Origin of the sequence: Pseudomonas vlassakiae (genome assembly GCF_014269035.2) — a bacterium.
GTDB classification, from domain to species: Bacteria; Pseudomonadota; Gammaproteobacteria; order Pseudomonadales; family Pseudomonadaceae; genus Aquipseudomonas; species Aquipseudomonas vlassakiae.
In genome coordinates this window covers 166536-191776 of the sequence record NZ_JABWRP020000004.1, presented here as the reverse complement: position 1 = coordinate 191776, position 25241 = coordinate 166536, and the positions used below count along the sequence as shown (strand labels likewise).

Here is a 25241-nt window from a genome sequence, read left to right as displayed (position 1 = left end):
GCTCAGTGCGGCATGCCCAGTTCGGCGTCGTCCAGCAGGGCTTTGGCCAATGCGCTGAGGTAATGCGCGGCCCAGATCAGTTGCGGGTCGTTGTCCATGACGGCAGTGAGGGTCAGGTCGCGCACGCAGCCTAGCAGTTCGGAGGCTTGGTCGCGGGCGTCCTGGCAAGGGATGCCTGCGCAGACCTGGAACAGGGGTTGTTTGTGCTCTTCGCCCTGGTAGAAGCAGGTTTTGCCGGGGGTGGTCTGGTTGTTGTCGGTCATTGATTTCTCTCCCTGAGTCTTGTGGTGGAAGCGGCGAACATCAATGCGTGCTGCCGGCACGCTCCAAGGCGAGCGACAAGGCATCCGCCTGCCCCCAGGCCAACTGCATGGCCCGCAAGCCATTCACCAGCGTCTCCCGCGTGCGGTCATCCTCTATGCCATCGAGGGCGCGGTGGCTGTGGTTGTAGGCGATCATCAGGTAGTGGGTGATGTTGACCACGACGTGGTCGAGAGGGACGAGGTTTTCGCAGATGGCGTGGGTGAGGGTCGTGCCGTCTGGGAGGTCGAAGTGGTGGGGTGGGTCGGGGACGATCTTTTTCATGGCTGGCTCTCATGTCATTGACCTCACCCGTTCGTTTCCACACGAAAGGGTGGCGGTTGTACACGGAGTGGAAAACCAGGCATGAGAACCCCGGCAGGCCTTGCGGCCTTCCGCGTACAACCGCCATGACGACAGTCGCAGTTCTCATGAATTGCCGGGTTTCCACACCCGATCGCTGAACCATTCAGCGACCTGGACAGCCTAGGGGGACAGGTTTCCACTAACAATCAGACGCGAGTCGACAGGGTTTGTAGGGTATTTCCCGAGGCCTGAAGTCGCCAGCCAATATTTGTAGGAATTATCTGCATCAAGAGTGGGAAAGTTTCTTGGTGCTTAGATGAACAGTTTTTCAGTTGCTTTGGCTGGGAGGTTTATAGCTTAGATTTTGGGCATTCTAGAAGACCGATATTTCCAGTGTCGGTTACAGCATGTTTCTTACTACTCAATTACTTACCAAGCTGTCTTTGGCAATAGCCGATGGCCTCAGTACGCTGCCTGTTGGCACTTGATTGAGGCAGAAAATGAAGGGCAAGGGGTGGAAGTAACACTTGGCTCGTGGCCAAATCGAGGTCGCAGGCAGTTCGCTGAGTCTGCTCCATTTGCGCCCAATCTCACATCAGTTGAAGATCCCGGGCCTGGCTGGTCAGGGAATGGGGGAAGTAGCGCTGGCGGTCGAGTACTCAAGTCACTGCGTCAGCTATGGCCCCAAGCAAGGTACTGAACTGGACTTCGATCATTTGGGGCACGATCACTTGCTGATCGATCATCGAGGAATTCGTCGTGCCTTCTGCCCTAACCGTCACAAGCTGTCAGTTCAGTTGCCTTCGATTATTGCTTCTTTGCCTGAGCGGCAGTGCCTGTTTACTGGGCATAGCAACTGGTTGACCATCGAGGGTAATCAATTCGGGTATCCGGAAGGCAGCCGATATGAGGTGTATTTCAACTTGCGTCGAGACTCGCCCCGTAGTCTGAAACTCTATGTCGAAAGCGCTTACGTGCGTGACCGTGGCCATCCTTCGAATCGGCCTACGGCGCTGAAACGGCACGAAAAGATCAAAGGCTGGTTGCTGATACTGAAGAAGCTGAGAAATGAGCCGATTCAGCGGCCTGTAAGGCGATAGCAGTCTGTAAAAATACGAAACCCCCAATGAAGGGGGTCGTATCGCGGATGCCCTTAGGGAGTAATCCCATCAACCGGCACGGCCGGAACCAGGTGGCGGCGTCTAGACACTTCCTGACTGAAGCTCCGTGTACATCGAGACAGGTGAAAGTCTATTGAGTCCTGGCGAGACCGTCAACGCCCGACCACCTTCGGCTTGTAAGCACAATACCCCGGCCGCGGCCCGACCTTCGGATGATTCCGGCAGGTATCCGGCCGCTTGTCATAAATGGTGCACAGCCGGCTCTTGCGATCCAGGTACATGCAGTCATCGTTGCTCATCCGGGTCAGGGTGAAGATCCCCGACTTCTGGTTGAAGCGCTCGATGATGCCTTCCTTCTGCAAGCGCTTGGCCACGTTCTTCGGCGGTTCGTCTTTCTCGAACTCGTCCACTACGCCAATGCGGATCAGATCCTTGATCTTCACCTCCACCGGCAGGGTGCAACAGGTCGAATGGCAGCCATGGCACATGTTGCTGGTATAGCGCTGCCAGGTCTCCAGGCGGTCGACTTCGGCTGCGGCGATCAGGGTCGTTTTCATCGTTATGGGGGTGTATCACGGTCTCGGGGGCGCGATCATACCGGAATTGCTCAATTTTTGAACAACCTTTTGAGCGAATGCGCAAAGGTTCATGAAAACCACGAACACTGGCTGTCGCTCTTGGTCGAAGCGTCTAGGCTGATCAATCTGCCTCCGCTTTCGTCAACTTGCCCGAGGATGCCCCATGTCCCAGGAACCTGAAGCTCGTGACGCCGAAGTCGCGGAATTTCGCGCTGCTGTACTGGATAAGCTGACCTACGCGGTCGGCAAGGACCCAGAGCATGCCTTCGACCATGACTGGTTCGAAGCCATCGCCCTGGCCGCGCGCGATCACATGGTCGACCACTGGATGGACCACACTCGCCGGGCCTACCGACGTAGCCAGAAGCGGGTCTACTACCTTTCCCTGGAATTTCTCATCGGCCGTCTGCTCTACGACAGCCTGAGCAACCTCGGCTTGCTGGACATCGCCCGCGATGCGCTCGAAGGCCTGAACGTTGACCTGGAGCGCATTCGCCTGCTCGAGCCGGATGCCGCGCTGGGCAATGGCGGCCTCGGCCGTCTGGCGGCCTGCTTCATGGAGAGCATGTCGACCCTGGGCATCGCCGCCCATGGCTACGGCATTCGCTACGAACACGGGCTGTTCCGCCAGGCGCTGGTCGATGGCTGGCAGCAGGAGCAGACCGAGAACTGGCTGGACTTCGGTAACCCCTGGGAGTTCGAGCGCGCCGAGGTGATTTACCCGATCAGTTTCGGCGGTAGTGTCGAAACGGTGCACGATACCCATGGCCAGCAACGCCAGGTGTGGTGGCCGGGCGAGACGGTGCGGGCCGTGGCCTACGACACGCCCGTGGTCGGCTGGCGGGGAGCCAGTGTCAACACCCTGCGCCTGTGGCGGGCGCGGGCGCTGGAAGAGCTGCACCTGGAGCGCTTCAATGCCGGTGACCACCTCGGCGCGGTCGCCGAAGTCGCGCGGGCCGAGAGCATATCGCGGGTGTTGTACCCGGCCGATAGCACCGAGGCCGGCCAGGAGCTGCGCCTGCGCCAGGAGTACTTCTTCGTGTCGGCCTCGCTGCAGGACCTGCTGCGTCGCCACCTCAACATGCATGACAACCTGCTCAACCTGCCGGATGCGGCAGCCATCCAGCTCAATGACACTCACCCGTCGATCGCCGTGGCCGAGCTGATGCGCCTGCTGGTCGACCAGCACGAAATTCCCTGGGATACCGCTTGGGAGCTGACGGTCGGCACCCTTGCCTACACCAACCACACGCTGTTGCCTGAAGCCTTGGAAACCTGGCCAGTGGCGTTGGTGGAGCGCATGTTGCCCCGGCATATGCAGATCATCTACCTGATCAATGCCTACCATATCGATAGCCTGCGCGCCAAAGGCCTGCACGATTTCGACGTGCTGCGCGCAGTCTCGCTGATCGAAGAGGACAACGGCCGTCGGGTGCGCATGGGCAACCTGGCATTTCTCGGCTCACACAGCGTCAACGGCGTATCGGCGTTGCACAGCAAACTGATGAAGAGCACGGTGTTCGCCGATCTGCACAAGCTCTACCCGCAGCGGATCAACAACAAGACCAATGGCATCACCTTCCGACGCTGGCTGTACCAGTCCAACCCGCAGTTGACCGAGATGCTGGTCGAGGCGCTCGGGCCGGAGCTCAAGGACGACCCTGAGGGCCGCCTGGCCGGGCTGGTGCCATTCGCCGACAAGGCGGGCTTCCGCAAACAGTTCGCCGCCCAGCGACTGCACAGCAAGCGTGCCCTGGCCAGCATCATCCAGGACCGCGTCGGCGTCACGGTCAACCCGGAGGCGCTGTTCGATGTTCAGGTCAAGCGCATCCACGAATACAAGCGCCAGTTGCTCAACCTGCTGCACACCGTGGCGCTGTACCAGGCCATGCGCAACGACCCCGCTACTCACTGGGTACCGCGGGTGAAGATTTTCGCCGGCAAGGCGGCGGCCAGTTACCACCAGGCCAAGCTGATCATCAAGCTGGCCAACGACATCGCCCGGGTGGTGAACAACGACCCGACCGTGCGCGGCCTGCTCAAGGTGGTGTTCCTGCCCAACTACAACGTCAGCCTGGCCGAAAGCATCATGCCGGCGGCGGATCTCTCGGAGCAGATCTCCACCGCCGGCTACGAAGCGTCCGGCACCAGCAACATGAAGTTCGGCCTCAACGGCGCATTGACCATCGGTACGCTCGACGGTGCCAACGTCGAGATGTGCGAGCAGGTGGGGGCGGACAACATGTTCATCTTCGGCCTTACCGCGCAGCAGGTGGAGGCGCGGCGCAAGGCGGGGGACTTCGGTGCGAATGCGGCGATTGCCGCGTCCAGTCGCCTGAACGATGTGCTGCAGGCGATTCGCAGCGGGGTGTTCTCGCCGGATGATCCCTCGCGCTATGCCGGGCTGATCGACGGGTTGGTGGCCTATGACCGCTTCCTCGTGTGCGCCGACTTCGATGCCTACTGGGATGCCCAGCGGCGGGTCGAGGAGCTGTGGCATACACCTCAGGAATGGTGGCGCATGGCGGTGCTGAACACGGCGCGGATGGGCTGGTTCTCCTCGGACCGGACCATCCGCGAATATGCCACCGAGATCTGGAAGGCCTTGGATTGATGTAAGCCTGTCCTGGCCTCTTCGCGGGTAAACCCGCTCCTACAGGGATCTTCACGGGCTTGGAGAGCTGCGCAGTTCCCTGTGGAAGCGGGTTTACCCGCGAATGGGGCCGGCCCCGACCATCGGCCTGGCGCCGGCTGAACTACCGACCTAATGTGCCGTCTGACAGCCCAGGCGAGTCTCTTTGCTCGCTAGGCTGCAACTCTCCCTGTAAACTGCGGGGGTTTTTCACCCCCTATCCTTTCGGAGCCATACATGTCCCGCGTTACCCTGAGTCGCTATCTGATTGAGCAGACCCGCAGCAACAATACCCCTGCCGATCTGCGCTTCCTGATCGAAGTGGTGGCGCGTGCGTGCAAGGAAATCAGCCATCACGTGTCCAAGGGCGCCCTCGGCGGCGTGCTGGGCAGCATGGGCACGGAAAACGTGCAGGGCGAAGTCCAGAAGAAACTGGACGTGATCTCCAACGATATCCTGCTCGAAGCCAACGAGTGGGGCGGCCACCTGGCCGGCATGGCGTCCGAGGAAATGGACAACGCCTACCAGATCCCGGGCAAGTACCCGAAAGGCGCCTACCTGCTGGTCTTCGACCCGCTGGACGGTTCGTCCAACATCGACGTCAACGTGTCGGTCGGCACCATCTTCTCGGTACTGCGTTGCCCTAACGAGTACCTGAGCCAGAACGAAACCCTGAACGAGAACGCCTTCCTGCAGCCAGGCACCCAGCAGGTCGCCGCCGGTTATGCCATCTATGGCCCGCAGACCATGCTGATCCTGACCCTGGGCAACGGCGTCAAGGGCTTCACTTTGGACCGCGAACTGGGCAGCTTCGTCCTGACCCACGAGAACATCCGCGTGCCGGAAAGCACCGCCGAGTTCGCCATCAACATGTCCAACCAGCGTCACTGGGAAGCACCGGTGCAGCGCTACGTAGGTGAACTCCTGGCTGGCGAGACCGGCCCGCTGAAGAAGAACTACAACATGCGCTGGATCGCCTCGATGGTGGCCGACGTGCACCGTATCCTGACCCGTGGCGGTCTGTTCATGTACCCGCGCGATGCCCGTGAGCCGAGCAAGCCGGGCAAGCTGCGCCTGATGTACGAAGCCAACCCGATGTCGTTCATCATCGAGCAGGCCGGCGGCGCCTCCACCAACGGTTACGATCGCATCCTCGACATCAAGCCAGAGAGCCTGCACCAGCGTGTGTCGGTGATCCTCGGCTCGAAGGAAGAGGTCGAGCGCGTCACCGCCTACCACAAGGAGTAAGTCATGCTCGCACCTTGGCAGCCGTTGCTGGAGTGGTGGTTCGGTTGGGGCACCAGTCCCCAGGCCGTGGCTGACGAGAAGAGCACGCTGTGGTTCGGCAAGCATCACGATGCCGAAGCCCAGGCGCTGTTTGGCGAGCTGGTCGAGCAGGCCCTGGCGGGTGGGCTCGACGAGTGGCAGCAGAGCCCACAGGGCTGGCTTGGCCTGCTGATCCTGCTGGATCAGCTGCCACGCATGCTCTACCGCGACACGCCGCGCGCCTTCGAAGGCGATCGGCGTGCCCAGGTAGTGGCCATGCAGGGGCTGCAGAAGAACTGGGATTACCAGTTGCTGCCGATCCAGCGGGTATTCGTGCTGCTGGTGCTGGAGCATGCCGAGGTGCTGGACTGGCAAAACCTGTGCGTCGAGCGCTACCAGGTGCTGCTGGAAGAGCAGCCGGAAGGTCACCGCCGGCTGTTCGAAGGCTTCCTCGACTATGCCGAACAGCACCAGCGGGTGATTGCCCGTTTCGGCCGCTTCCCGCACCGCAACCTGGTGCTGGGGCGGCCGAGCACCAGCGAAGAGATGGATTTTTTGCTGGAGCCTGGGTCCAGGTTCTAGTGCCAGTGGGGCTGCAACGCAGCCCCAACATTTTCAGATCCTGAAACTGCCCACCAGATGCTTCAACCGCTCGACCTGATGCTCAAGGTCGGTGCAGGCACGCAAGGTGCTCTGCAGGTTCTGCACCCCTTCCTGGTTCAACGTATTGATCTCGTTGATGTCGACATTGATCGACTCGACCACGGCCGTCTGCTCTTCGGTGGCGGTGGCCACCGACTGGTTCATGCCATCGATTTCGCCAATGCGCTGGGTCACGCTGCCCAGCCGCTCGCCGGCCTGGTTGGCAATGCCCACGCTGTGGTCGCTGTGCGCGCGGCTCTGGTTCATGGTGCTGACCGCCACTTGCGCGCCGGCCTGCAGCTCTTCGATCAGGCGCTGAACCTGCTGTGCCGACTCCTGGGTACGGTGCGCGAGGTTGCGAACTTCATCGGCAACCACGGCAAAACCACGTCCTGCCTCGCCGGCGCGGGCCGCTTCAATCGCGGCGTTTAGCGCCAGCAGGTTGGTCTGCTGGGAAATACCGCTGATCACATCGAGGATCTGGCCGATGTTGGCGGTGTGGGCATTGAGCGTCTCGATGTTGCCACACGAGTCGCTGATCCGTGCCGACAATTGGTTCATCACATCGATGGTGCGCCCGACCACCTGCTGGCCATCCTCGGCCAGGCCACGGGCTTCGCTGGAGTGTTGCGAGGCCAGCGCGGCGTTCTGGGCGATTTCCTGGGCGGCGGCGCCCAGCTGATTGATGGCTGCCGCCACGCTGTTGGTGCGGCTGGACTGCTGGTCGGCGTTGTTGATCGAGGCATTCGAAGCGCTCACCACCTGGGCCGCCACGGCGTTGACCTGGCCGGTGGCCGAGGCCACTTCGCGGATCGACTCGTGAATACGTTCGACGAAGCGGTTGAACGATTGGCCAAGGCTGCCGAATTCATCCTGGGCGTGGATGGTCAGGCGCCGGGTCAGGTCGCCTTCGCCTTCGGCGATGTCATGCATGGCGCGGCCCATCAGGTGCAATGGGGCCATCAGCACGCGGATCAGCAGGCCGAGCAGGGCGATGATCGCCACCACCGCGATCAAGGTGGCAATGATGGCCGAGGTGCGCAGCTCACCCAGCATGGCGAACGCTGCCTCCTGGTCGAGCACCAGGGCCACGTACCAGTCTGCCGACGGCACGCCATCGACATGGGTGAAGCTGATGAACTGCTTGTGGCCGTCGACTTCGACTTCCTTGAGGCCGCTGCCGATTCGCGGCGTGTCCTGCGGGTAGACATCGGCCAGGGTTTTCAGGGCCAGGTCGGCTTGCGGGTGGATGAGGATCTTGCCTTCGCCATTGACGATGAAAGCATGGCCCTGGCCGTCGAAGTTCAGGGCGTTGATCAGGTTGCTGATGGTCTGCAGGTCGGTGTCGGCGCCGCTGACGCCGATCAGCCTGCCGGCTTGCTGCACCGGGGTGGCCAGGGTGATCACCAGCTTGCCGGCCGAGGCCGAGATGTACGGCTCGGTGACGATGGTCTGGCCGCTGGCAAGGGCCGCCTTGTACCAGCCCCGCACCCGCGGGTCGTAGTCGGCGGCGCGGTTGCCCACCGGCACCGACTGCATGCTGCCGTCCTGGCCGCCGAAATAGGTGAGCTGGAAGTTCTTGCCGTAGACCGGCAAGGCCAGGCTGCGGTCCAGGCTGGCTTTGCCTGGCCCATCGACCGCAACTTGCTGGGCCAGCGAGTCGAGCAGCTGGATCCGGCTGTCGAGCCAGTTGCGGATGTTGCCGGCGGTGAGGCTGCCCAGGTCCTGCAGCGTGGTCTGCGTGTCGCTGCGCAGGGACTGGCGTTGTCGGTAGTCGTTGAACAGCACGAAACAGGTGAAGGCAACGGCCACCACGAGGGCGGCGGCCAGCAGGATCTTGTGGCTGAACTTGAGGTTCTTGGTCATTTTTCTGGTCTGCACAAGGCAAGGCGTAGGAGGGGACTGTGGCAATGCGCCACAGCGTGCTCGCTGTGTCGTCGCGGTGGGCTGAAACATTAATCGTTTGCGCAGGGCCAGCCGACCAACGGTGTACGACGAAAGCGGTGTTAGCAGGGAACCAGGGAGGGATTTTCCCGTCGAAGGTCACTGCAGGCCACTCGCCTGTGTCTATTTCCCAGGAGTGTCCCTTCATGTCGTTGCGTTCCCTCGCCCTGTTGTCCTTGTGCGTCGTCCTGACCGCGTGCAGCAAGATCAATCAGGAAAACTATTCCAAGCTCAAGGCCGGTATGAACAAGGCCGAGGTCGAGCAACTGCTCGGCACGCCCACCGAGTGCTCTGGCGCACTGGGCATGAGCAGCTGTACCTGGGGGGACGAGAAGAGCTTCATCAGCGTGCAATACGCGGCCGACAAGGTACTGATCTACTCCGGGCAGGGCCTCAAATGAGGCGTTTGCACGTTCTGCTGGGGCTGTGCCTGGTGATGCTGCTGGGTGGTTGTGCCACTTCCGCCAACGATCCGCTGGCGCCGAAGACGGCGGGTGATGTCGACCTCAAGCGCTATCAGGGCAAATGGTATGAACTGGCGCGCCTGCCGATGAAGTACCAGGCCGATTGTGCGCAGTCCGAAGCGCATTACAACCTCAAGCCCGATGGCTCCTACGGTGTGCTCAACCGCTGCCGCACGATGGGCGATGAGTGGCTGCGCGCCGAGGGGCACGCCTACATCCAGGAGCCGGGGCATACCGACAGGCTGTGGGTGGAGTTCGACAACTGGTTCACCCGCCTGGTCCCAGGCGTGGCCAAGGGCGAGTACTGGATCCTGTACGTGGACGACCGCTACCGTACCGCGATCGTCGGCAGCCCGGACCGCAAGTACCTGTGGATCCTGTCGCGCACGCCGACCCTGCCGGTGTGGGAGCGTGAGAGCCTGATGTCCAAGGCCCGCCAGCAGGGCTATGACACCAGCCGCTTGATCTGGCGTACCCCGGACAAGCAGATCGTGCAGATGCATTGAGATGAAGGGGGCCGCTGTTGCGGCCCCCTCTGCATTCAACCCAGTAGCGTTCGCAGTACTGCGGCAAACGCCTGCCGGCTCTGCTCTTCATGGGCATGTTGCCCCTGACGCACCACCCACTGACCATTGACCATCACATCGCGTACCTGACGGTCGCCGCCCGCGAACAGCCAGCGGTTGAGAATCCCGTCACCCTCGGCCATGGCGATGTACGGGTCTTGCCCATCCAGCACCAGCCAGTCGGCGCGCTTGCCGACCGCCAGTTCGCCAATCGGCTGCCCCAGCGCCTGCGCGCCGCCGACCAGTGCTGCGTCATACAGCGTGCGCCCGACCATCGGCTGGTCGCCACGGTATAGCCGGTTGCGCCGCTGATCCCGCAGACGTTGGCCGTATTCCAGCCAACGCAGCTCTTCGACCACGCTCAGCGACACATGGCTGTCCGAACCGATGCCCATGCGCCCGCCCTGGGCGAGGAACTCCACGGCCGGGAAAATGCCATCGCCCAGGTTGGCTTCGGTGGTCAGGCACAGCCCGGCCACCGCGCCACTGCGTGCCATGGCCGTGACTTCGTCGGCCTCGGCGTGGGTGGCGTGCACCAGGCACCAGCGGCGGTCCACATCAACGTGTTCATACAGCCATTGCAGCGGCCGCAACCCGCTCCAGGCCAGGCAGTCGTCGACTTCCTTCTGCTGTTCGGCGATGTGGATATGAATCGGGCACTGCGGGTTGCCGGCAGCCAGTACCTCGGCGATCTGGCCGGGCGTGACCGCGCGCAGCGAGTGGAAGCACAGGCCCAGCTGCTGCGCAGGTTGCGCTGCCAAAATTGGCGCCAGTTGCGCCTGCAGCTGCAGGTACTGTTCGGTGGAGTTGATGAAGCGCCGCTGCCCTTCGTTCGGCGCCTGGCCGCCAAAACCGGCATGGCTGTAAAGCACGGGTAGCAAAGTCAGGCCGATGCCGCTGCTGGACGCAGCTGCACTGATGCGTCGGGACAGCTCGGCCGGGTCGGCGTAGGCTTTGCCTGCCTGGTCATGGTGCACGTAGTGGAACTCGGCCACCGAGGTGTAGCCGGCCTTGAGCATCTCGATGTACAGCTGGCGGGCGATGACCTGCAGCTGCTCCGGGGTGATCTTGCCGACCAGGCGATACATCAGCTCGCGCCAGGTCCAGAAGCTGTCGTTGGGGTTGCCCGCGACTTCCGCCAGCCCCGCCATGGCGCGCTGGAACGCATGCGAGTGCAGGTTGGGCATGCCGGGCAGCAACGGCCCGGCCAGGCGCTCGGCGCCTTCGGCCGAGGCGTCGGCTTCGATGCGGCTGAGCAAGCCGTCACTGGATACTTCGAAGCGGACGTTACTGGCCCAACCCGTCGGTAGCAGGGCGCGTTCGGCAAAATAGGCGGACATCGGCAAAAATCCTGTTATTGTTTAACTTGTATATACATATACAGGCGTTTGCCTGCCGGGTAAACTGCGGCAAGCTACCGCTCATTCCATTGCCTAAGGACTCAACGCCGTGCCGACACCTCCTGTCTCCGCGCTGGTTGCCCAGATGGGCGAGGGCCCGGCGCCGCTGTATGCCCGGGTCAAGCAGATGATCATCCAGCAGATCGAAAACGGCAGCTGGCCGCCGCATCACCGGGTACCTTCAGAGAGCGAATTGGTCAGCGAGCTGGGCTTCAGCCGCATGACCATCAACCGCGCCCTGCGTGAACTCACCGCTGAAGGCCTGCTGGTGCGGATGCAGGGCGTAGGCACCTTCGTCGCCGAGCCCAAGACCCGCTCGGCGCTGTTCGAAGTCAACAACATCGCCGACGAGATCGCCGGCCGTGGCCACCAGCATAGCTGCCAGGTGATCAAGCTGGCCGAAGAGGCCGCTGGTTCCGAGCGCGCCCTGGCCCTGGACATGCGTGAAGGGCAGCGGGTGTTCCACTCGTTGATCGTGCATTACGAGAATGGCGTGCCGGTGCAGATCGAGGACCGCTACGTCAACGCCGCCATCGCCCCGGAATACCTCAAGCAGGATTTCACCCGGCAGACGCCGTACGCCTACCTGTCCCAGGTGGCGCCGCTGACCGAGGGCGAGCACGTGGTCGAGGCGATTCTCGCCGAGCCCGAAGAGTGCCGCCTTCTGCAGATCGAGCGCGGCGAACCGTGCCTGCTGATCCGTCGTCGCACTTGGTCGGGTCGTCAGCCCGTGACTGCCGCGCGGCTGATCCACCCCGGTTCCCGTCACCGCCTTGAAGGACGTTTCAGTAAATGACCCAGTTGCAGTTGCTGCGTGCGCAGGATTACCCGCGCATGCCGTGGAAGAACGGTGGTGGTTTCACCGAAGAGATTACCCGCGATAACGGCGAGGGGCTCGATGGCTTCGGTTGGCGCCTGTCGATTGCCGATATCGAGGAGTCGGGTGGGTTTTCCGTGTTTGCCGGCTACCAGCGGATCATCACCGTGCTGCAGGGAGATGGCATGCGTTTGCTGGTCGACGATCAGGCCACCCGGCCATTGTTGCCGTTCGATGCGTTCGCTTTCAGCGGCGAGAGCCAGGTCAGCTGCAAACTGCTCGGTGGGCCGATCCGCGACTTCAACCTGATCTATGCACCGCAGCGCTATCGGGCGCGCTTGCAGTGGTTCGACGGCACCAGCCGCTTGTACAGCTCGGCGTCGACGGTGTTGCTGTTTGCTGCGAGCAACCAGGTTGAAGTGGCGATGGCAGGGGAGACGCACCAGTTGGGGCTGTACGACTGCTTGCGGCTGGATGGCAATGACGGGTTGCTGGGGCTGGATGTGCAGGGGCGGTTTTGCCTGATCGAGCTTATTCGAAATTGAAATAGCTGGGGCCGCTTCGCGACCCTTTCGCGACACAAGGCCGCTCCCACAAGTACAGCGCGATGGCTCAGGCTGGCGCTGTACCTGTGGGAGCGGCCTTGTGTCGCGAAAGGGCTGCGCAGCGGCCCTGGCTTTTTCGGCCGTTTAGCGGAATCGTCCGACAATTTTGCTTGTCCATGCTTGTACATACAAGTAAAGATGTGTTTGTATATTGACCACGACACACCTGCCCGCGGACAACCGCCGAGGACCTTCCCGTGACCGACAACAACAAATACCGTGACGTTGAAATCCGTGCCCCCCGTGGCAACAAGCTGACCGCCAAGAGCTGGCTGACCGAAGCGCCACTGCGCATGCTGATGAATAACCTCGACCCTCAGGTCGCGGAAAACCCGAAAGAGCTGGTGGTGTATGGCGGCATCGGCCGCGCCGCACGCAACTGGGAGTGCTACGACAAGATCGTCGAGACCCTGACCCGCCTGGAAGACGACGAAACCCTGCTGGTGCAGTCGGGCAAGCCGGTCGGCGTGTTCAAGACCCACAGCAACGCGCCGCGTGTACTGATCGCCAACTCCAACCTGGTACCGCACTGGGCCAACTGGGAGCACTTCAACGAACTGGACGCCAAGGGCCTGGCCATGTACGGCCAGATGACCGCCGGCAGCTGGATCTACATCGGCAGCCAGGGCATCGTCCAGGGCACCTACGAAACCTTCGTCGAAGCCGGTCGCCAGCACTACGGCGGCAGCCTGAAAGGCAAGTGGGTGCTGACCGCCGGCCTCGGCGGCATGGGCGGTGCCCAGCCATTGGCCGCAACCCTGGCCGGTGCCTGCTCGCTGAACATCGAGTGCCAGCAGAGCCGCATCGACTTCCGCCTGGAAACCCGCTATGTCGACGAGCAGGCAACTGACCTCGACGACGCCCTGGCCCGCATCGCCAGGTACACCGCCGAAGGCAAGGCGATCTCCATCGCCCTGCACGGCAACGCCGCCGAAATCCTGCCAGAGCTGGTCAAGCGTGGCGTGCGCCCGGACATGGTCACCGACCAGACCAGCGCCCACGATCCACTGAACGGCTACCTGCCTGCCGGCTGGACCTGGGAGCAGTACCGCGACCGCGCGCAGACCGAGCCGGCTGCTGTGGTCAAGGCTGCCAAACAGTCGATGGCCGTGCACGTACAGGCCATGCTCGACTTCCAGAAGCAAGGCATCCCGACCTTCGACTACGGCAACAACATCCGCCAGATGGCCAAGGAAGAGGGCGTAGCCAACGCCTTCGATTTCCCAGGCTTCGTCCCGGCCTACATCCGTCCGCTGTTCTGCCGTGGCATCGGCCCGTTCCGCTGGGCGGCGCTGTCCGGCGACGCTGAAGACATCTACAAGACCGACGCCAAGGTCAAGGAACTGATCCCGGACGACGCCCACCTGCACCGCTGGCTGGACATGGCTCGCGAGCGCATCAGCTTCCAGGGCCTGCCGGCACGTATCTGCTGGGTTGGCCTGGGCCTGCGCGCCAAGCTGGGCCTGGCCTTCAACGAAATGGTCCGCAGCGGCGAGCTGTCGGCACCCGTGGTCATCGGCCGTGACCACCTGGACTCCGGCTCGGTGTCCAGCCCCAACCGCGAAACCGAAGCCATGCGCGATGGCTCCGATGCCGTCTCCGACTGGCCGCTGCTCAACGCCCTGCTCAACACCGCAGGCGGCGCCACCTGGGTATCGCTGCACCACGGCGGTGGCGTAGGCATGGGCTTCTCCCAGCACTCGGGCATGGTCATCGTCTGCGATGGCACCGATGAAGCCGCCGAGCGTATCGCTCGGGTGCTGACCAACGACCCGGGGACCGGCGTGATGCGCCACGCCGATGCCGGTTACGACATCGCCATCGACTGCGCCAAGGAGCAGGGCCTCGACCTGCCGATGATCACGGGCTGATCGCTGCGCTTTGAGTGATACTGAACAAGAAGAGGGGCCTGCGGGCCCCTGACAGAATTGGAGTAGCGAAGTGACCGTACTGACCCTCAAGCCCGGTACCCTGACCCTGGCCCAGCTGCGTGCCATCCACGCCGCGCCGGTGCGCCTGCAGCTGGACGCCAGTGCCGCGCCGGCCATCGACGCCAGCGTCGCCTGTGTCGAGCAGATCATTGCCGAAGACCGTACCGCCTACGGCATCAACACCGGTTTTGGCCTGCTGGCTTCGACCCGCATCGCCAGCCACGACCTGGAAAACCTGCAGCGCTCGCTGGTGCTGTCCCACGCCGCCGGTATTGGCGCGCCGCTGGATGACGCCCTGGTGCGGCTGATCATGGTCCTCAAGATCAACAGCCTGAGCCGTGGATTCTCCGGTATCCGCCGCAAGGTCATCGATGCGCTGATCGCCCTGGTCAACGCCGAAGTCTACCCGCACATCCCGCTCAAAGGCTCGGTTGGCGCTTCTGGCGACCTGGCACCGCTGGCGCACATGTCGCTGGTGCTGCTGGGCGAAGGCAAGGCCCGTCACCAGGGCCAGTGGCTGTCGGCTACCGAAGCCCTGGCTGTTGCCGGCCTCGAGCCGCTGACCCTCGCCGCCAAAGAAGGCCTGGCCTTGCTCAACGGCACCCAGGCGTCCACCGCGTATGCCCTGCGCGGCCTGTTCCAGGCTGAAGACCTGTATGCCGCCGCCATCGCCTGCGGTGGGCTGAGCGTCGAAGCAGCGCTGGGTTCGCGTTCGCCGTTCGATGCGCGTATCCACGAAGTGCGCGGCCAGCGTGGGCAGATCGACACCGCTGCCTGCTTCCGTGACCTGCTCGGCGACTCCAGCGAAGTGTCGCTGTCGCACAAGAACTGTGACAAGGTCCAGGACCCGTACTCGCTGCGCTGCCAGCCACAGGTCATGGGCGCCTGCCTGACCCAGATCCGCCAGGCTGCCGAGGTGCTGGGCATCGAAGCCAACGCCGTGTCGGACAACCCGTTGGTGTTCGCCGCCGAAGGCGACGTGATTTCCGGTGGCAACTTCCACGCTGAGCCGGTCGCCATGGCCGCCGACAACATCGCCCTGGCGATCGCCGAAATCGGTTCGCTGAGCGAGCGCCGCATCTCGCTGATGATGGACAAGCACATGTCCCAGCTGCCGCCGTTCCTGGTGGAAAATGGCGGGGTCAACTCCGGCTTCATGATCGCTCAGGTCACCGCTGCCGCCCTGGCCAGCGAGAACAAAGCCTTGTCGCACCCGCACAGTGTCGATAGCCTGCCGACCTCGGCCAACCAGGAAGACCACGTGTCGATGGCCCCGGCCGCTGGCAAGCGCCTGTGGGAAATGGCCGAGAACACCCGTGGCGTGCTGGCCATCGAATGGCTGGGTGCGTGTCAGGGGCTGGACCTGCGCAAAGGCCTGAAGACTTCGGCGAAGCTTGAGCAGGCGCGTCAGGCGCTGCGCCGGGAAGTGCCGCACTATGACCGTGACCGCTTCTTTGCACCGGACATCGAGGCAGCTGTCGAGCTGCTGGCCAAGGGCTGCCTGACCGGGCTGCTGCCTGCGGGTGTGCTGCCTAGCCTGTGATGCCCCCCGGGGCCGCCTTGCGGCCCTTTCGCGGGCACGCCCGCGCAGGCTGCAAGGCAGCCCCCTTCGATCTCACGACCACAAAAACAATTTAAGGACGTGACATGCAACAAGCTCAAGGTCTCAAGCGCGGGCTAACGGCCCGCCACATCCGTTTCATGGCCCTTGGCTCCGCCATCGGTACCGGCCTGTTCTACGGCTCCGCCTCGGCGATCCAGATGGCCGGCCCGGCTGTGCTGCTGGCCTACCTGATTGGCGGCGCTGCGGTATACATGGTCATGCGCGCCCTCGGCGAAATGGCCGTGCACAACCCGGTGGCCGGTTCTTTCGGCCACTACGCCACCACCTACCTCGGCCCCATGGCCGGCTTCATCCTCGGTTGGACCTACGCCTTCGAAATGGTCATCGTGGCCATCGCCGACATCACCGCCTTCGGCATCTACATGGGCTTCTGGTTCCCGGAAGTGGCCCGCTGGATCTGGGTGCTGGGCATCGTCTTCGTGATCGGCGGCCTCAACCTGTGCAACGTCAAGGTATTCGGCGAAATGGAGTTCTGGCTGTCGCTGCTCAAGGTCGGCGCCATCGTGGCGATGATCCTGGCCGGCCTCGGCATCATGGCCTTCGGTTTCAGCCAGGTGAGCGGCGAACACGCTGCCGGCATCAGCAACCTGTTCGAACATGGCGGCTTCATGCCCAATGGCATCGGCGGCCTGATCGCCTCGTTCGCCGTGGTGATGTTCGCCTTCGGTGGCATCGAAATCATCGGCGTCACCGCCGGTGAAGCCAAGGACCCGCAGCGCGTCATCCCCAAAGCGATCAATGCCGTGCCCCTGCGCATCCTGCTGTTCTATGTGCTGACCCTGTTCGTGCTGATGTGCCTGTACCCGTGGCCGCAGATCGGCAGCGAAGGCAGCCCGTTCGTGCAGATCTTCAGCCACCTCGGTATTGGCTCGGCCGCTGCCGTGCTGAACATCGTGGTGATCTCGGCGGCGATCTCGGCCATCAACAGCGATATCTTCGGCGCCGGCCGCATGATGTACGGCCTGGCCCAGCAAGGCCATGCGCCGCGCAGCTTCGGCCAGTTGTCGAAGCACGGCGTGCCATGGATGACCGTGGTCGTGATGGGCGCAGCGCTGCTGGTCGGTGTGCTGCTCAACTACCTGATCCCGGAAAACGTGTTCCTGCTGATTGCCTCCATCGCCACCTTCGCGACCGTGTGGGTGTGGCTGATGATCCTGGTCACCCAGGTGGCCATGCGCCGCAGCATGAGCGCTGAAGAGACGGCCCAGCTGAAGTTTCCGGTACCGTTCTGGCCTTACGGTCCGGCCATGGCCATTGCCTTCATGGTGTTCATTTTCGGTGTGCTCGGTTACTTCCCCGATACCCAGGCGGCCTTGCTGGTCGGGGTGGTCTGGGTGGTGTTCCTGGTGGCGTCCTACCTGCTGTGGTGCAAGCCGCGCGCAGGCAAGCACGTGCCGGTCGAGCTGCACCGCTAGTCAAGGAGATCGCATATGAGAACCCTCTGGCAGCACTGCCACGCGGCAACCCTGTCCGATGGCCGTTACTCGATCATCGAGGACGCGGCCATTGTCACCAGCGCCGGGCTGATCGAATGGATCGGCCCCCGCGCCGAGCTGCAGCCATTCGCGCTTGACCGCACGGTGGACCTGGGCGGCGCCTGGGTCACCCCAGGGCTGATCGACTGCCACACTCATGCGGTGTTCGGCGGCAACCGCAGCGGTGAGTTCGAACAGCGCCTGCAAGGCATGAGCTATGCCGAAATCGCCGCCAAGGGCGGTGGTATCGCCAGCACCGTGCGTGCCACCCGTGCGGCCAGCGAGGACGAGCTGTTCGCCAGCGCTCGCCAGCGGGTTCAGGCGTTGATGCGCGATGGTGTCACGACCATTGAGGTCAAATCCGGCTACGGTCTGGACCTGGCCAACGAGCGCAAGATGCTGCGCGTGGCCCGGCGCCTGGCCGACGAGCTGCCGCTGGCAGTGCGCACCACCTGCCTGGCTGCCCACGCCTTGCCTCCGGAATATGCAGGCAGGGCGGATGACTACATCGCGCATATCTGTGACGAGATGCTGCCGGCTTTGGCCGCCGAAGGCCTGGTGGACGCGGTGGATGCGTTCTGCGAACACCTGGCGTTCTCCCCGGCGCAAGTCGAAAAGGTGTTCATCAAGGCGCGCGAACTGGGCTTGCCGGTGAAGCTGCATGCCGAGCAGTTGTCTTCGCTGCACGGCTCCAGCCTGGCGGCGCGCTACCAGGCGCTATCGGCCGATCACTTGGAGTTCATGACCGAGGAAGACGCCATCGCCATGGCCAAGGCCGGCACCGTCGCCGTGCTGCTGCCGGGCGCTTTCTACTTCCTGCGCGAAACCCAGCTGCCACCGATGGATGCCCTGCGTCGTCACGGCGTGAAGATTGCCCTGGCCAGTGACCTCAACCCAGGTACCTCGCCGGGGTTGTCGCTGCGCCTGATGCTGAACATGGGTTGCACGCTGTTCCGCATGACTCCGGAAGAAGCCCTGGCCGGCGTCACGCTGCACGCCGCCACGGCACTCGGCCTGGGTGACAGCCACGGTTCGCTGGAGATCGGCAAGGTCGCCGACTTCGTCGCCTGGCAGATCGCCCGCCCCGCCGACCTGGCCTACTGGCTCGGCGGCGACCTGCCCAAGCGCGTGGTGCGCAAGGGCCACGAAATACTGAACTGAGCGAGGCACGATGGACAAGGTATTGAGTTTTCACCAGGGCCGCCTGCCGCTGCTGATCAGCATGCCCCATGCCGGCCTCAAGCTGACCCCGGCCGTGGACCGTGGCCTGGTCGAGCAGGCCCGTAGCCTGCCCGACACTGACTGGCACATTCCGCGCCTGTACGATTTCGCTCGTGAGCTGGGCGCCAGCGTGGTGGCGGCGGAGTATTCGCGCTTCGTCATCGACCTGAACCGCCCGGACGACGACAAGCCGCTGTACGCCGGTGCCACCACCGGCCTGTATCCGGCCACGCTGTTTGATGGCGAGCCGCTGTTCAAGGACGGGCTGGAGCCGACCGCCGAGGAACGCAAGACGTATCTTGAGTCGATCTGGCGCCCTTATCACAACACCCTCCAGAGCGAGCTGGCCCGCCTGCGTGAAGCTTATGGCTATGCGTTGTTGTGGGATGCCCACTCGATCCGTTCGCTGATCCCGCACCTGTTCGATGGCAAGCTGCCGGACTTCAACCTGGGGACCTTCAATGGTGCCAGTTGCGACCCGCAACTGGCCGAGCGGTTGCAGGGCGTATGCGCCGAGACGGGCACCTATAGCCATGTGCTCAACGGTCGCTTCAAGGGCGGGCATATCACCCGTCACTATGGTGACCCGGCCAACCATATCCATGCGGTGCAACTGGAGCTGGCCCAAAGTACTTACATGGAAGAAGCCGAACCGTTCGCCTACCGCGAAGACCTCGCCCAGCCGACTCAGCGTGTGCTGAGTCAGCTGCTCGAAGCCATGCTGGCCTGGGGCCGCCAACGTTACGGGCGTTAACCGCCAGCTGTCGCGTTACTGGCTGGATGAGCGCGGTTTGCGCTCGGGGTTGGCGAAGGAAGTGAGCTCGCGAACCAGGCGTCGTTCGCGAGTTCGCCTACTGCGTTCCAGCGCCTCGAATTGCGGACCAAGCTGGTCGAGGGGGGCGTCTGGAAACTGCTCCGGCAATGCGAGCACCTGGGCTTGGTAATCTTGTTCGATCTGCGCAAAGCGCGTCGCATGGGTGAGGCGAAGCTGCGCCACCCAGCGTTCGTTGCCCGCTGCAAAGTCCAGGAAAGCTTCACCCAGTTCCCCGCGTTGCACCTCTTGCTCGGCGTAGATGAGTTCGTCCAATGAGGGGTTGACGGCGTAGCGCAGGGTATCCTCAGGCAGGCCAAGTTGCAGCGTGGCGTTCAGCTCCCTTCGGTAGGTCAACTGGACTTCCGCCACATCGCGGGCGCCGGCCTCGCTCTTGGCCACTTCGTCCAGGGCATGCAAGCGGAACAGACGTCTCAACTCCAGGTACCGGTTGCTTTCGCTGTCCTCCTCAGCGACCTCCAGGCGCTGGTTGGCGATGAACAGTTCGATGTCCTGAAACACCAGCAGCGCACCGTCGTGGCAGGTCAGATCACCCGACGCCTGTAGCAGTGCTTCGCTGGCCTGAAGATTGAGCACTGCTCGGTCGATGCTATCCACCGCTGCTTTCACCAGTACCTGGCGCACCCGTTGGCTGAAGGCCGCGCGCGTCGACACATTGGTGTAGGGCCCCGATTGTTGCAGGCGCCCTACCAGCGCCAGCAGGTCTGCCGCGTCGCCCTCAGCTTCAAGTTGTTCCCAGCAGCTGCGCATGGCTTCGTTTTCCGCAGCCGAGCCCAGCAGCCATTTATTCAGGTTGGGGAGGTCCCCTGCGGGGTCCAGCCATGGAATGTGGAAGTGGCCGAACGGCAGACCGTCATCCGAGGAGTCGGTCAAGTGCTCCGGCACGTCCATGGCGAAGGTGAAACTGTGCTGGCTATCGGACGACGCCCGGGCGCGCTGGTAGGTCTGATCGCTGATCGGGTTGTTGAACAGCTGGATCGAGGTGATCGGAAAACTGCTTTCGAGGTTGGAAAGGACAAACTCCGGCAGTTCGCTCAGCTGGTTGTCGCTGACGTCGAGCATGTCCAGCGACAGCACGTCATTGACCCAGACAGGCCACTGGTTCAGGCCCGTGTCGTTCAGGTCAAGGCGGCGCAGCGACCGCAGTTCGCCCGGGGCGCGGGCAATGTCCGCCAGCCGGTTGCCGCTCAGGTCCAGCGACTGCAGGCCGGGCGACCTGGCCAGGCCGGCGAGCAGCTGCTCGTCGATCTGCAACCCGATGTTGCGCAACGCCAGGTCGGTCAGGCGAGGCAGGCGCAGCAGGGCAGACGGCAGGCTGGCCTGCGCGTTCGTGTAGCCTTCGATGGTCAGGCGGGTAGCATTGGGGAACTGCGCGAGCATGCTATCGAGCTGCGTGGTGGTGCCGCTGATGGTTTCCAGCGTCAGGTTGCGCACTCGCTCGCTGAAGAACCTTGGCAAGCGGGTAGGCATGTGTTCGAGCGCCCCGGTCAGGCGCAGGGGGGCATGCGTGTTGCCCGTTTCCTGATAGTGCCAGAACTCGTTCAACGCCGTGGCGATGCGCGTGCGTGAGGTCAATACGGCCTGGCTTGGCGTGGAGGTGGAGCTGGAGGCGTTGACATAGTTGTCGACGAACTCATGCAGTTGCCTGCGCAAATGCAGTTGTTCTGCCAGGTACTGTCGAAGCTCTTCAGGTTGGTCCAGTTGGAAGCGCGCGGCACGTGCCTGCTCACTGAGCAGGATGCGCAGCAGGTGCTGGTCGAGAATGGCATTGCCCTGGAGGTCGATATGCGCATGCTCGGCCAGGCTGATGCGGCCCTCCAGCAGGAAGTCCGGTAACAGTGTGATGTGGTTGTCACGCAGTGACAGGTGTCGGATCTGCGCCAGGCTGTTGCGACTGAGGCCTTCTGGCCAATGATCCAGCGCCATGTGGTCGAGCCCAAGGAAATCCAGGGTCAGTTCGTCAAAGCTGGGTGTGTATTGCTCGGACAGGCGGTTGCCACTCAGGTCCAGCCGGCGCAGCTGTTCGAGGCCTGCCAGGCTGTCGATGTCGGTGGAGGACAGTGACAGGTTCTGATTGACCAGGCCCAGCGACTCGAGGTGGGGCAGATGTTGCGCGATCAGCGGCAGGCTGAACTGGAACGGCGAGGGCTGCGCGTTGGCCTGATAACTGCGGCTGACCTGCAAGGTGCGCAAGCGGCCGAACTGGCGCAGCAGGCTGGTCAGTTGCGTAGCGTGCTGGTTCCAGCCAGCGAATGCCTGCGGTTCGCTATCGACCAGGTGCAGGTCAGTGACGCTGGCGGTGAAGCGTTCGGGCAGGTTCAGCGGGAAGTCCAGCAGCGACAGGCGCTCCAGGCGCAGCGGCGGCGGGGTTTCGTTGGGGGGCAGGAACGCGCGGTCATACCAGTGCTGGGAAATGGCGTCCATCAGGCGCTGGAGCTCGTCGGGCGTTTGCCGATTGAGCAATGTTGCCAGGTCGCGCCAGTCGGTCAGTTGCCTTTGCAATTGCCTGTGTTGGCCGCTCAGGTCCTGTAGCAATTCGTCGATCTGCGCACGGGACAGCTGGCGGTTTTCCAGGGCTGTCAGAATCTGTTCGGCAGGGCGCGGCTGCGGGGCCGCCTGGCCAAGCTGGCGGATGCGGGCCAGCAGGTTGTGCCGTGACACACTGCCCGTGCGTACGCGGCTGCCACCCAACGGGTAGCCCAGGCGGCCATCGGCCAGGCGCATGGGCGAGCGATAGCCGGGCCGTACGGGCTGCATGCCGAGCAATTTTCGCGCGGTTGCACGCGGCAACGGAGGCGTGCGCTGGATGAGCCCACGCAGGTCAGCTGCGCTTTCCACAGCCAGCGCCCCGCGTTGGGTCGGGCTTAGTGCCTCGAATAGCGCGGCAAAGATCGTGGGCAGGAGCGGGCTGTCCGGTGCGCTGGCATCGTCGTGGCTGACCCGGTAACCGTCCTGCAGGCTGAAGACGGTTTTGCCCAGCGCGTCGGGCGCGCCGCCGACAGTGTCGACAGGGTACGGACTCAACGATCGCGCCAGCGTCACCCCAGGGCTTGCTTGCCAGCCCGGTAATTGCTCCAGGCTATGCAATGCCAGTCGATCGCTGTCCCAGTTGCGCGGCGCTTGCAGATAGAGCCCTTCATAGGCACGGCTCAGGCGGATCTGCTGCTGGTAGACGCGAATCTCCTCGGCCATGCGAACAGGCACCGTTGCCTGTGACAGTGCCTGCCATTCCTGGTCGGTGGCGTTGCGCAACACCTCGTCGATGACCCGCGTGGGAAGACCGGGGTAGCGTTGCGAGATGAGATGGGCCGGGGCCCCGGCGCTGGCAGGCATGCGCGCGTAGCGGGCCTGGAATTCGGCATGCCTGTCGCCTGGCCATTGTTCGAGCGAGCGATCCAGTTCGAACCGGACCATGGTGTCCTCCAGCAGGGCCGGGACTCGCAGGTTGTCGCTGACAGCCCGGCGCAGCACGTTCTCTTCGATGCCGCAAACGCCGAGGATGTGCGCGGCAGTCTGCTCGTCGAAGCGGCTGCCGAGCGGGCCGCAGCGGCGAAACAGTTTCATCGCTGGCCAACGCGCGGGATCTTCCCCTGGAAGCAACCAGGCCCCGGCACCGTTGTGCCGTGCCGCTGGTTGATAACCCTCGCCAGCGTGCGCAGGCTGCAAGCGGTATTCGTTGGCGTCAGCCTGATACCTGACGGAATATGTCCTGTCTGCGATGGCCAGCCAGGTCTTGCCTTGGTGATGATGCAGGCCCGCTGCATCCGGCCTGCTGGTTGAAGGCAAGACAATGTCATGGGCGAAGGCCTTCACGTCAGGCCGCCAGAGGCGCTGGCTGCCGTCGTCGAGCTCGACGGTGTCGAGCTCCTCGATGAATGAAGGTGATTCCACGGCAATCCGCTCCACCGCAGGCTGGGCGTCCGCCGCGCCTGCAGCGCCCAATGCGGCGATGAGGGCGGCGTTTTCAACCACATCCATCAGGTAGGCAAAGGCCTGCTCGCGCTCGCCATTGCTCCAGCTTGCCAGCCCTTCGTAGACTTCATGGCCAAGCTGCAGCGCCGTCAGGCCCAGCATCAAAGGCGCGAGCCCCGGGATGAAAAAGGCGCCAATGTTCAGGCTGCCCAATACCACGGACTCGAAGTAGGCCCGGGTCCTGTCGAGGCTCTCCTGGTCTTTGCTTGCTGTCGGCACGGCATGGAATAGCGCGTCGTCCCTCAGGCGCTGAAGGCGCTGGGCGACCAGTTCGTCGACAAAAGGCTGGGTAAAGGGCTGTACGTGGAGGGTAATCCGGGCATTCGGGTCAGCCATGCGCTCCTTGAGGCCTTTCGCCGGGTTCCAGGTGTAGGGCTCAAGCGTGTCCCTGAGCCTGGCGAGAAAAGAGGACTTTTCGCGCTCGGGGACAAGCTGTAGCTGTTCAGGGCGGCGAAGGGCAGGCATCTGATCAAGCAGGAATGCTTCGGCATCCGCCCGGCTGGCATGCAATGTCAGTGGCTCGGGCATCCCGGGCAGGTAGATCACCAGCCAGCCGCCATAGGGGAAGGTGGGTGGCGCAAACCTGCCGCCACCGGCGAATCCGGGGGCGGCGACACCCATTACCGCGGCCCCGGTCAGCGTGGCGCGCAGCAGGCTGATGCGCGAGCACAGTATCGGTCGTCCCTGGTAGGTTGCCTTGCCGTCGGCGGCCAACTGGAGCAGAGCGGCATGGCTGGCCTTGTCGATTGCGCCTTGCAGATAGGCACGCTGGACATGCAAGCGGAACGTGGACAGTTCGCTGCGGCTGAAAACCTCCTGGGCCGCCTGATTGCCCGCAGTGGGCGTCGAGGCGAGAAGTGAATCGATCAGCTTCAGATACTGACCGCCGATGTCCAGTTCGCGCACCATTGCCGCGAAGTCCTCGGCAACAATGGGCAACTGCTTTGGGGAGGAGATGATGCTGACGTTGTTGCTGTCGAGGACCAGCGATTTGTTGCCACCTGCTTGCAGCCCGCCAGGCTCTGCCTCGGATGCTTCGAAATTCTGCAGTGCCCAATGCAACAGGGATTGCGTGGCCAGTTTCACGGCGCGGTCGCTGCTGACCAGCGCATCGCCATTGAGGCCCTCCTTGTATTCGGCAGCCTTGCTGACGTTCAGCAGGTAGGTGGCCCTGACATCCAGGTTCTGGCCGAAGCGTTGGGCAATGGCCTCGGTCAACAGCCTGACAGCAAACGGCTCGAGCGCTGGCAAGTTCGCCATCCGTGCGCGCAGCAGGTCTTCTACCTGCCTTTGGGTGCCGTACGCCTGCACCAGTTGCCGGGCAAGTTCAGGTTCGGCCTGGCAGGCCTGCTCGAACAGGGGGTCGCGCCGGCCTGCTGCATCGCGCATCAGCCGTCGCTCTGCGGCAGGAAGGCTGGCGACCCAGGCGGGCAGCTTGCTGGCGATCAGGTTTTGCGGGTGGGCAGGGTCGGGGAGGGGGTGTCGCGCGGATTCGATCATGGTGAGCCTCGCATTTGTCGAAGGCTTCGATGCTATTGAGGGCTG

Annotated in this window: 19 protein-coding genes and 1 pseudogene; 13 read left to right on the top strand and 7 right to left on the bottom strand. The window is 63.3% G+C overall.

The window, feature by feature from the left end; translation table 11 throughout:
* Positions 1 to 2: 2 nt before the first annotated feature.
* Together HU738_RS07095 and HU738_RS07090 are read right to left on the bottom strand one after the other, a co-directional pair.
* Positions 3 to 263, bottom strand: coding sequence for a DUF3077 domain-containing protein (locus tag HU738_RS07095; RefSeq protein WP_152955593.1), 261 nt, complete (start codon positions 261 to 263; stop codon positions 3 to 5).
* Between the two features lie 40 nt (positions 264 to 303).
* Positions 304 to 585, bottom strand: a complete 282-nt coding sequence (locus tag HU738_RS07090) for a hypothetical protein (RefSeq protein WP_152955594.1) — start codon at positions 583 to 585, stop codon at positions 304 to 306.
* A gap of 548 nt (positions 586 to 1133) precedes the next feature.
* Here HU738_RS07090 and HU738_RS07085 point away from each other — a divergent pair.
* Positions 1134 to 1706, top strand: a complete 573-nt coding sequence (locus HU738_RS07085) for a YjaZ family protein (RefSeq protein ID WP_186601762.1) — start codon at positions 1134 to 1136, stop codon at positions 1704 to 1706.
* A 173-nt stretch (positions 1707 to 1879) separates the two neighbouring features.
* Here the strand turns inward: HU738_RS07085 and HU738_RS07080 are convergent, their stop codons facing one another.
* Positions 1880 to 2284: a YkgJ family cysteine cluster protein gene (locus HU738_RS07080; RefSeq protein ID WP_003249225.1), complete on the bottom strand. Its 405-nt coding sequence runs from the start codon at positions 2282 to 2284 to the stop codon at positions 1880 to 1882.
* Positions 2285 to 2468: 184 nt separating this feature from the next.
* Between HU738_RS07080 and HU738_RS07075 the strand changes: the two genes are divergently transcribed.
* From HU738_RS07075 to HU738_RS07065, 3 genes are all read left to right on the top strand, one after another.
* Positions 2469 to 4919 (top strand): glycogen/starch/alpha-glucan phosphorylase, encoded by a 2451-nt coding sequence (locus HU738_RS07075; protein ID WP_186601761.1) that lies wholly within the window; start codon positions 2469 to 2471, stop codon positions 4917 to 4919.
* A gap of 255 nt (positions 4920 to 5174) precedes the next feature.
* Positions 5175 to 6185, top strand: a complete 1011-nt coding sequence (locus HU738_RS07070) for a class 1 fructose-bisphosphatase (protein ID WP_016712457.1) — start codon at positions 5175 to 5177, stop codon at positions 6183 to 6185.
* A gap of 3 nt (positions 6186 to 6188) precedes the next feature.
* Positions 6189 to 6785: a DUF924 family protein gene (locus tag HU738_RS07065; protein ID WP_176508144.1), complete on the top strand. Its 597-nt coding sequence runs from the start codon at positions 6189 to 6191 to the stop codon at positions 6783 to 6785.
* A 33-nt stretch (positions 6786 to 6818) separates the two neighbouring features.
* Here the strand turns inward: HU738_RS07065 and HU738_RS26330 are convergent, their stop codons facing one another.
* Together HU738_RS26330 and HU738_RS26325 are read right to left on the bottom strand one after the other, a co-directional pair.
* Positions 6819 to 7544, bottom strand: a complete 726-nt coding sequence (locus HU738_RS26330) for a methyl-accepting chemotaxis protein (RefSeq protein WP_409519845.1) — start codon at positions 7542 to 7544, stop codon at positions 6819 to 6821.
* Between the two features lie 129 nt (positions 7545 to 7673).
* Positions 7674 to 8711 (bottom strand): annotated as a pseudogene (locus HU738_RS26325) (HAMP domain-containing protein); the annotation flags it as partial.
* A 224-nt stretch (positions 8712 to 8935) separates the two neighbouring features.
* On the opposite strand from HU738_RS26325, the gene bamE reads away from it, so the two are divergent.
* The gene (gene bamE, locus HU738_RS07055; RefSeq protein ID WP_027921036.1) at positions 8936 to 9190 is read left to right on the top strand and encodes an outer membrane protein assembly factor BamE domain-containing protein; all 255 of its coding nucleotides are present in this window, start codon (positions 8936 to 8938) and stop codon (positions 9188 to 9190) included.
* On the top strand, positions 9187 to 9759 hold the full coding sequence (locus tag HU738_RS07050; protein WP_186601758.1) for a lipocalin family protein: 573 nt from the start codon (positions 9187 to 9189) through the stop codon (positions 9757 to 9759). Before bamE ends, HU738_RS07050 begins: the two co-directional genes overlap by 4 nt.
* A gap of 35 nt (positions 9760 to 9794) precedes the next feature.
* On the opposite strand, the gene HU738_RS07045 is transcribed toward HU738_RS07050, so the two are convergent.
* The gene (locus HU738_RS07045) at positions 9795 to 11159 is read right to left on the bottom strand and encodes a formimidoylglutamate deiminase (RefSeq protein WP_186601756.1); all 1365 of its coding nucleotides are present in this window, start codon (positions 11157 to 11159) and stop codon (positions 9795 to 9797) included.
* A gap of 145 nt (positions 11160 to 11304) precedes the next feature.
* Here HU738_RS07045 and hutC point away from each other — a divergent pair, with 145 nt between their 5' ends.
* The 7 genes from hutC (at position 11305) to hutG (ending at position 19646) form a co-directional block, all read left to right on the top strand.
* The gene (gene hutC, locus HU738_RS07040; RefSeq protein WP_177408507.1) at positions 11305 to 12015 is read left to right on the top strand and encodes a histidine utilization transcriptional repressor HutC; all 711 of its coding nucleotides are present in this window, start codon (positions 11305 to 11307) and stop codon (positions 12013 to 12015) included.
* A complete protein-coding gene (locus HU738_RS07035) occupies positions 12012 to 12581 on the top strand; it encodes a HutD/Ves family protein (RefSeq protein WP_186601754.1) in 570 nt (189 codons plus the stop codon). Before hutC ends, HU738_RS07035 begins: the two co-directional genes overlap by 4 nt.
* 257 nt (positions 12582 to 12838) lie before the next feature.
* Positions 12839 to 14512 (top strand): urocanate hydratase, encoded by a 1674-nt coding sequence (hutU, locus tag HU738_RS07030; RefSeq protein WP_186601752.1) that lies wholly within the window; start codon positions 12839 to 12841, stop codon positions 14510 to 14512.
* Positions 14513 to 14582: 70 nt separating this feature from the next.
* On the top strand, positions 14583 to 16115 hold the full coding sequence (gene hutH / locus HU738_RS07025; RefSeq protein ID WP_176508149.1) for a histidine ammonia-lyase: 1533 nt from the start codon (positions 14583 to 14585) through the stop codon (positions 16113 to 16115).
* Between the two features lie 104 nt (positions 16116 to 16219).
* Positions 16220 to 17611, top strand: coding sequence for an amino acid permease (locus HU738_RS07020; RefSeq protein ID WP_186601750.1), 1392 nt, complete (start codon positions 16220 to 16222; stop codon positions 17609 to 17611).
* A gap of 15 nt (positions 17612 to 17626) precedes the next feature.
* Positions 17627 to 18832: an imidazolonepropionase gene (hutI, locus tag HU738_RS07015; protein ID WP_186601748.1), complete on the top strand. Its 1206-nt coding sequence runs from the start codon at positions 17627 to 17629 to the stop codon at positions 18830 to 18832.
* Between the two features lie 10 nt (positions 18833 to 18842).
* Complete coding sequence (gene hutG, locus HU738_RS07010) at positions 18843 to 19646, top strand: N-formylglutamate deformylase (RefSeq protein WP_186601746.1); 804 nt, start codon at positions 18843 to 18845, stop codon at positions 19644 to 19646.
* A gap of 15 nt (positions 19647 to 19661) precedes the next feature.
* On the opposite strand, the gene HU738_RS07005 is transcribed toward hutG, so the two are convergent.
* Positions 19662 to 25196: a dermonecrotic toxin domain-containing protein gene (locus tag HU738_RS07005; RefSeq protein WP_186601745.1), complete on the bottom strand. Its 5535-nt coding sequence runs from the start codon at positions 25194 to 25196 to the stop codon at positions 19662 to 19664.
* Positions 25197 to 25241: the final 45 nt, after the last annotated feature.

Bases quoted from the DNA above. Each gene is read 5' to 3' on its own strand.
- HU738_RS07095 (WP_152955593.1), bottom strand. From the start codon at position 263: ATGACCGACAACAACCAGACCACCCCCGGCAAAACCTGCTTCTACCAG.
- HU738_RS07090 (WP_152955594.1), bottom strand. From the start codon at position 585: ATGAAAAAGATCGTCCCCGACCCACCCCACCACTTCGACCTCCCAGAC.
- HU738_RS07080 (WP_003249225.1), bottom strand. From the start codon at position 2,284: ATGAAAACGACCCTGATCGCCGCAGCCGAAGTCGACCGCCTGGAGACC.
- HU738_RS07075 (WP_186601761.1), top strand. From the start codon at position 2,469: ATGTCCCAGGAACCTGAAGCTCGTGACGCCGAAGTCGCGGAATTTCGC.
- HU738_RS07070 (WP_016712457.1), top strand. From the start codon at position 5,175: ATGTCCCGCGTTACCCTGAGTCGCTATCTGATTGAGCAGACCCGCAGC.
- HU738_RS07065 (WP_176508144.1), top strand. From the start codon at position 6,189: ATGCTCGCACCTTGGCAGCCGTTGCTGGAGTGGTGGTTCGGTTGGGGC.
- bamE (WP_027921036.1), top strand. From the start codon at position 8,936: ATGTCGTTGCGTTCCCTCGCCCTGTTGTCCTTGTGCGTCGTCCTGACC.
- HU738_RS07050 (WP_186601758.1), top strand. From the start codon at position 9,187: ATGAGGCGTTTGCACGTTCTGCTGGGGCTGTGCCTGGTGATGCTGCTG.
- HU738_RS07045 (WP_186601756.1), bottom strand. From the start codon at position 11,159: ATGTCCGCCTATTTTGCCGAACGCGCCCTGCTACCGACGGGTTGGGCC.
- hutC (WP_177408507.1), top strand. From the start codon at position 11,305: ATGGGCGAGGGCCCGGCGCCGCTGTATGCCCGGGTCAAGCAGATGATC.
- HU738_RS07035 (WP_186601754.1), top strand. From the start codon at position 12,012: ATGACCCAGTTGCAGTTGCTGCGTGCGCAGGATTACCCGCGCATGCCG.
- HU738_RS07020 (WP_186601750.1), top strand. From the start codon at position 16,220: ATGCAACAAGCTCAAGGTCTCAAGCGCGGGCTAACGGCCCGCCACATC.
- hutI (WP_186601748.1), top strand. From the start codon at position 17,627: ATGAGAACCCTCTGGCAGCACTGCCACGCGGCAACCCTGTCCGATGGC.
- hutG (WP_186601746.1), top strand. From the start codon at position 18,843: ATGGACAAGGTATTGAGTTTTCACCAGGGCCGCCTGCCGCTGCTGATC.
- HU738_RS07005 (WP_186601745.1), bottom strand. From the start codon at position 25,196: ATGATCGAATCCGCGCGACACCCCCTCCCCGACCCTGCCCACCCGCAA.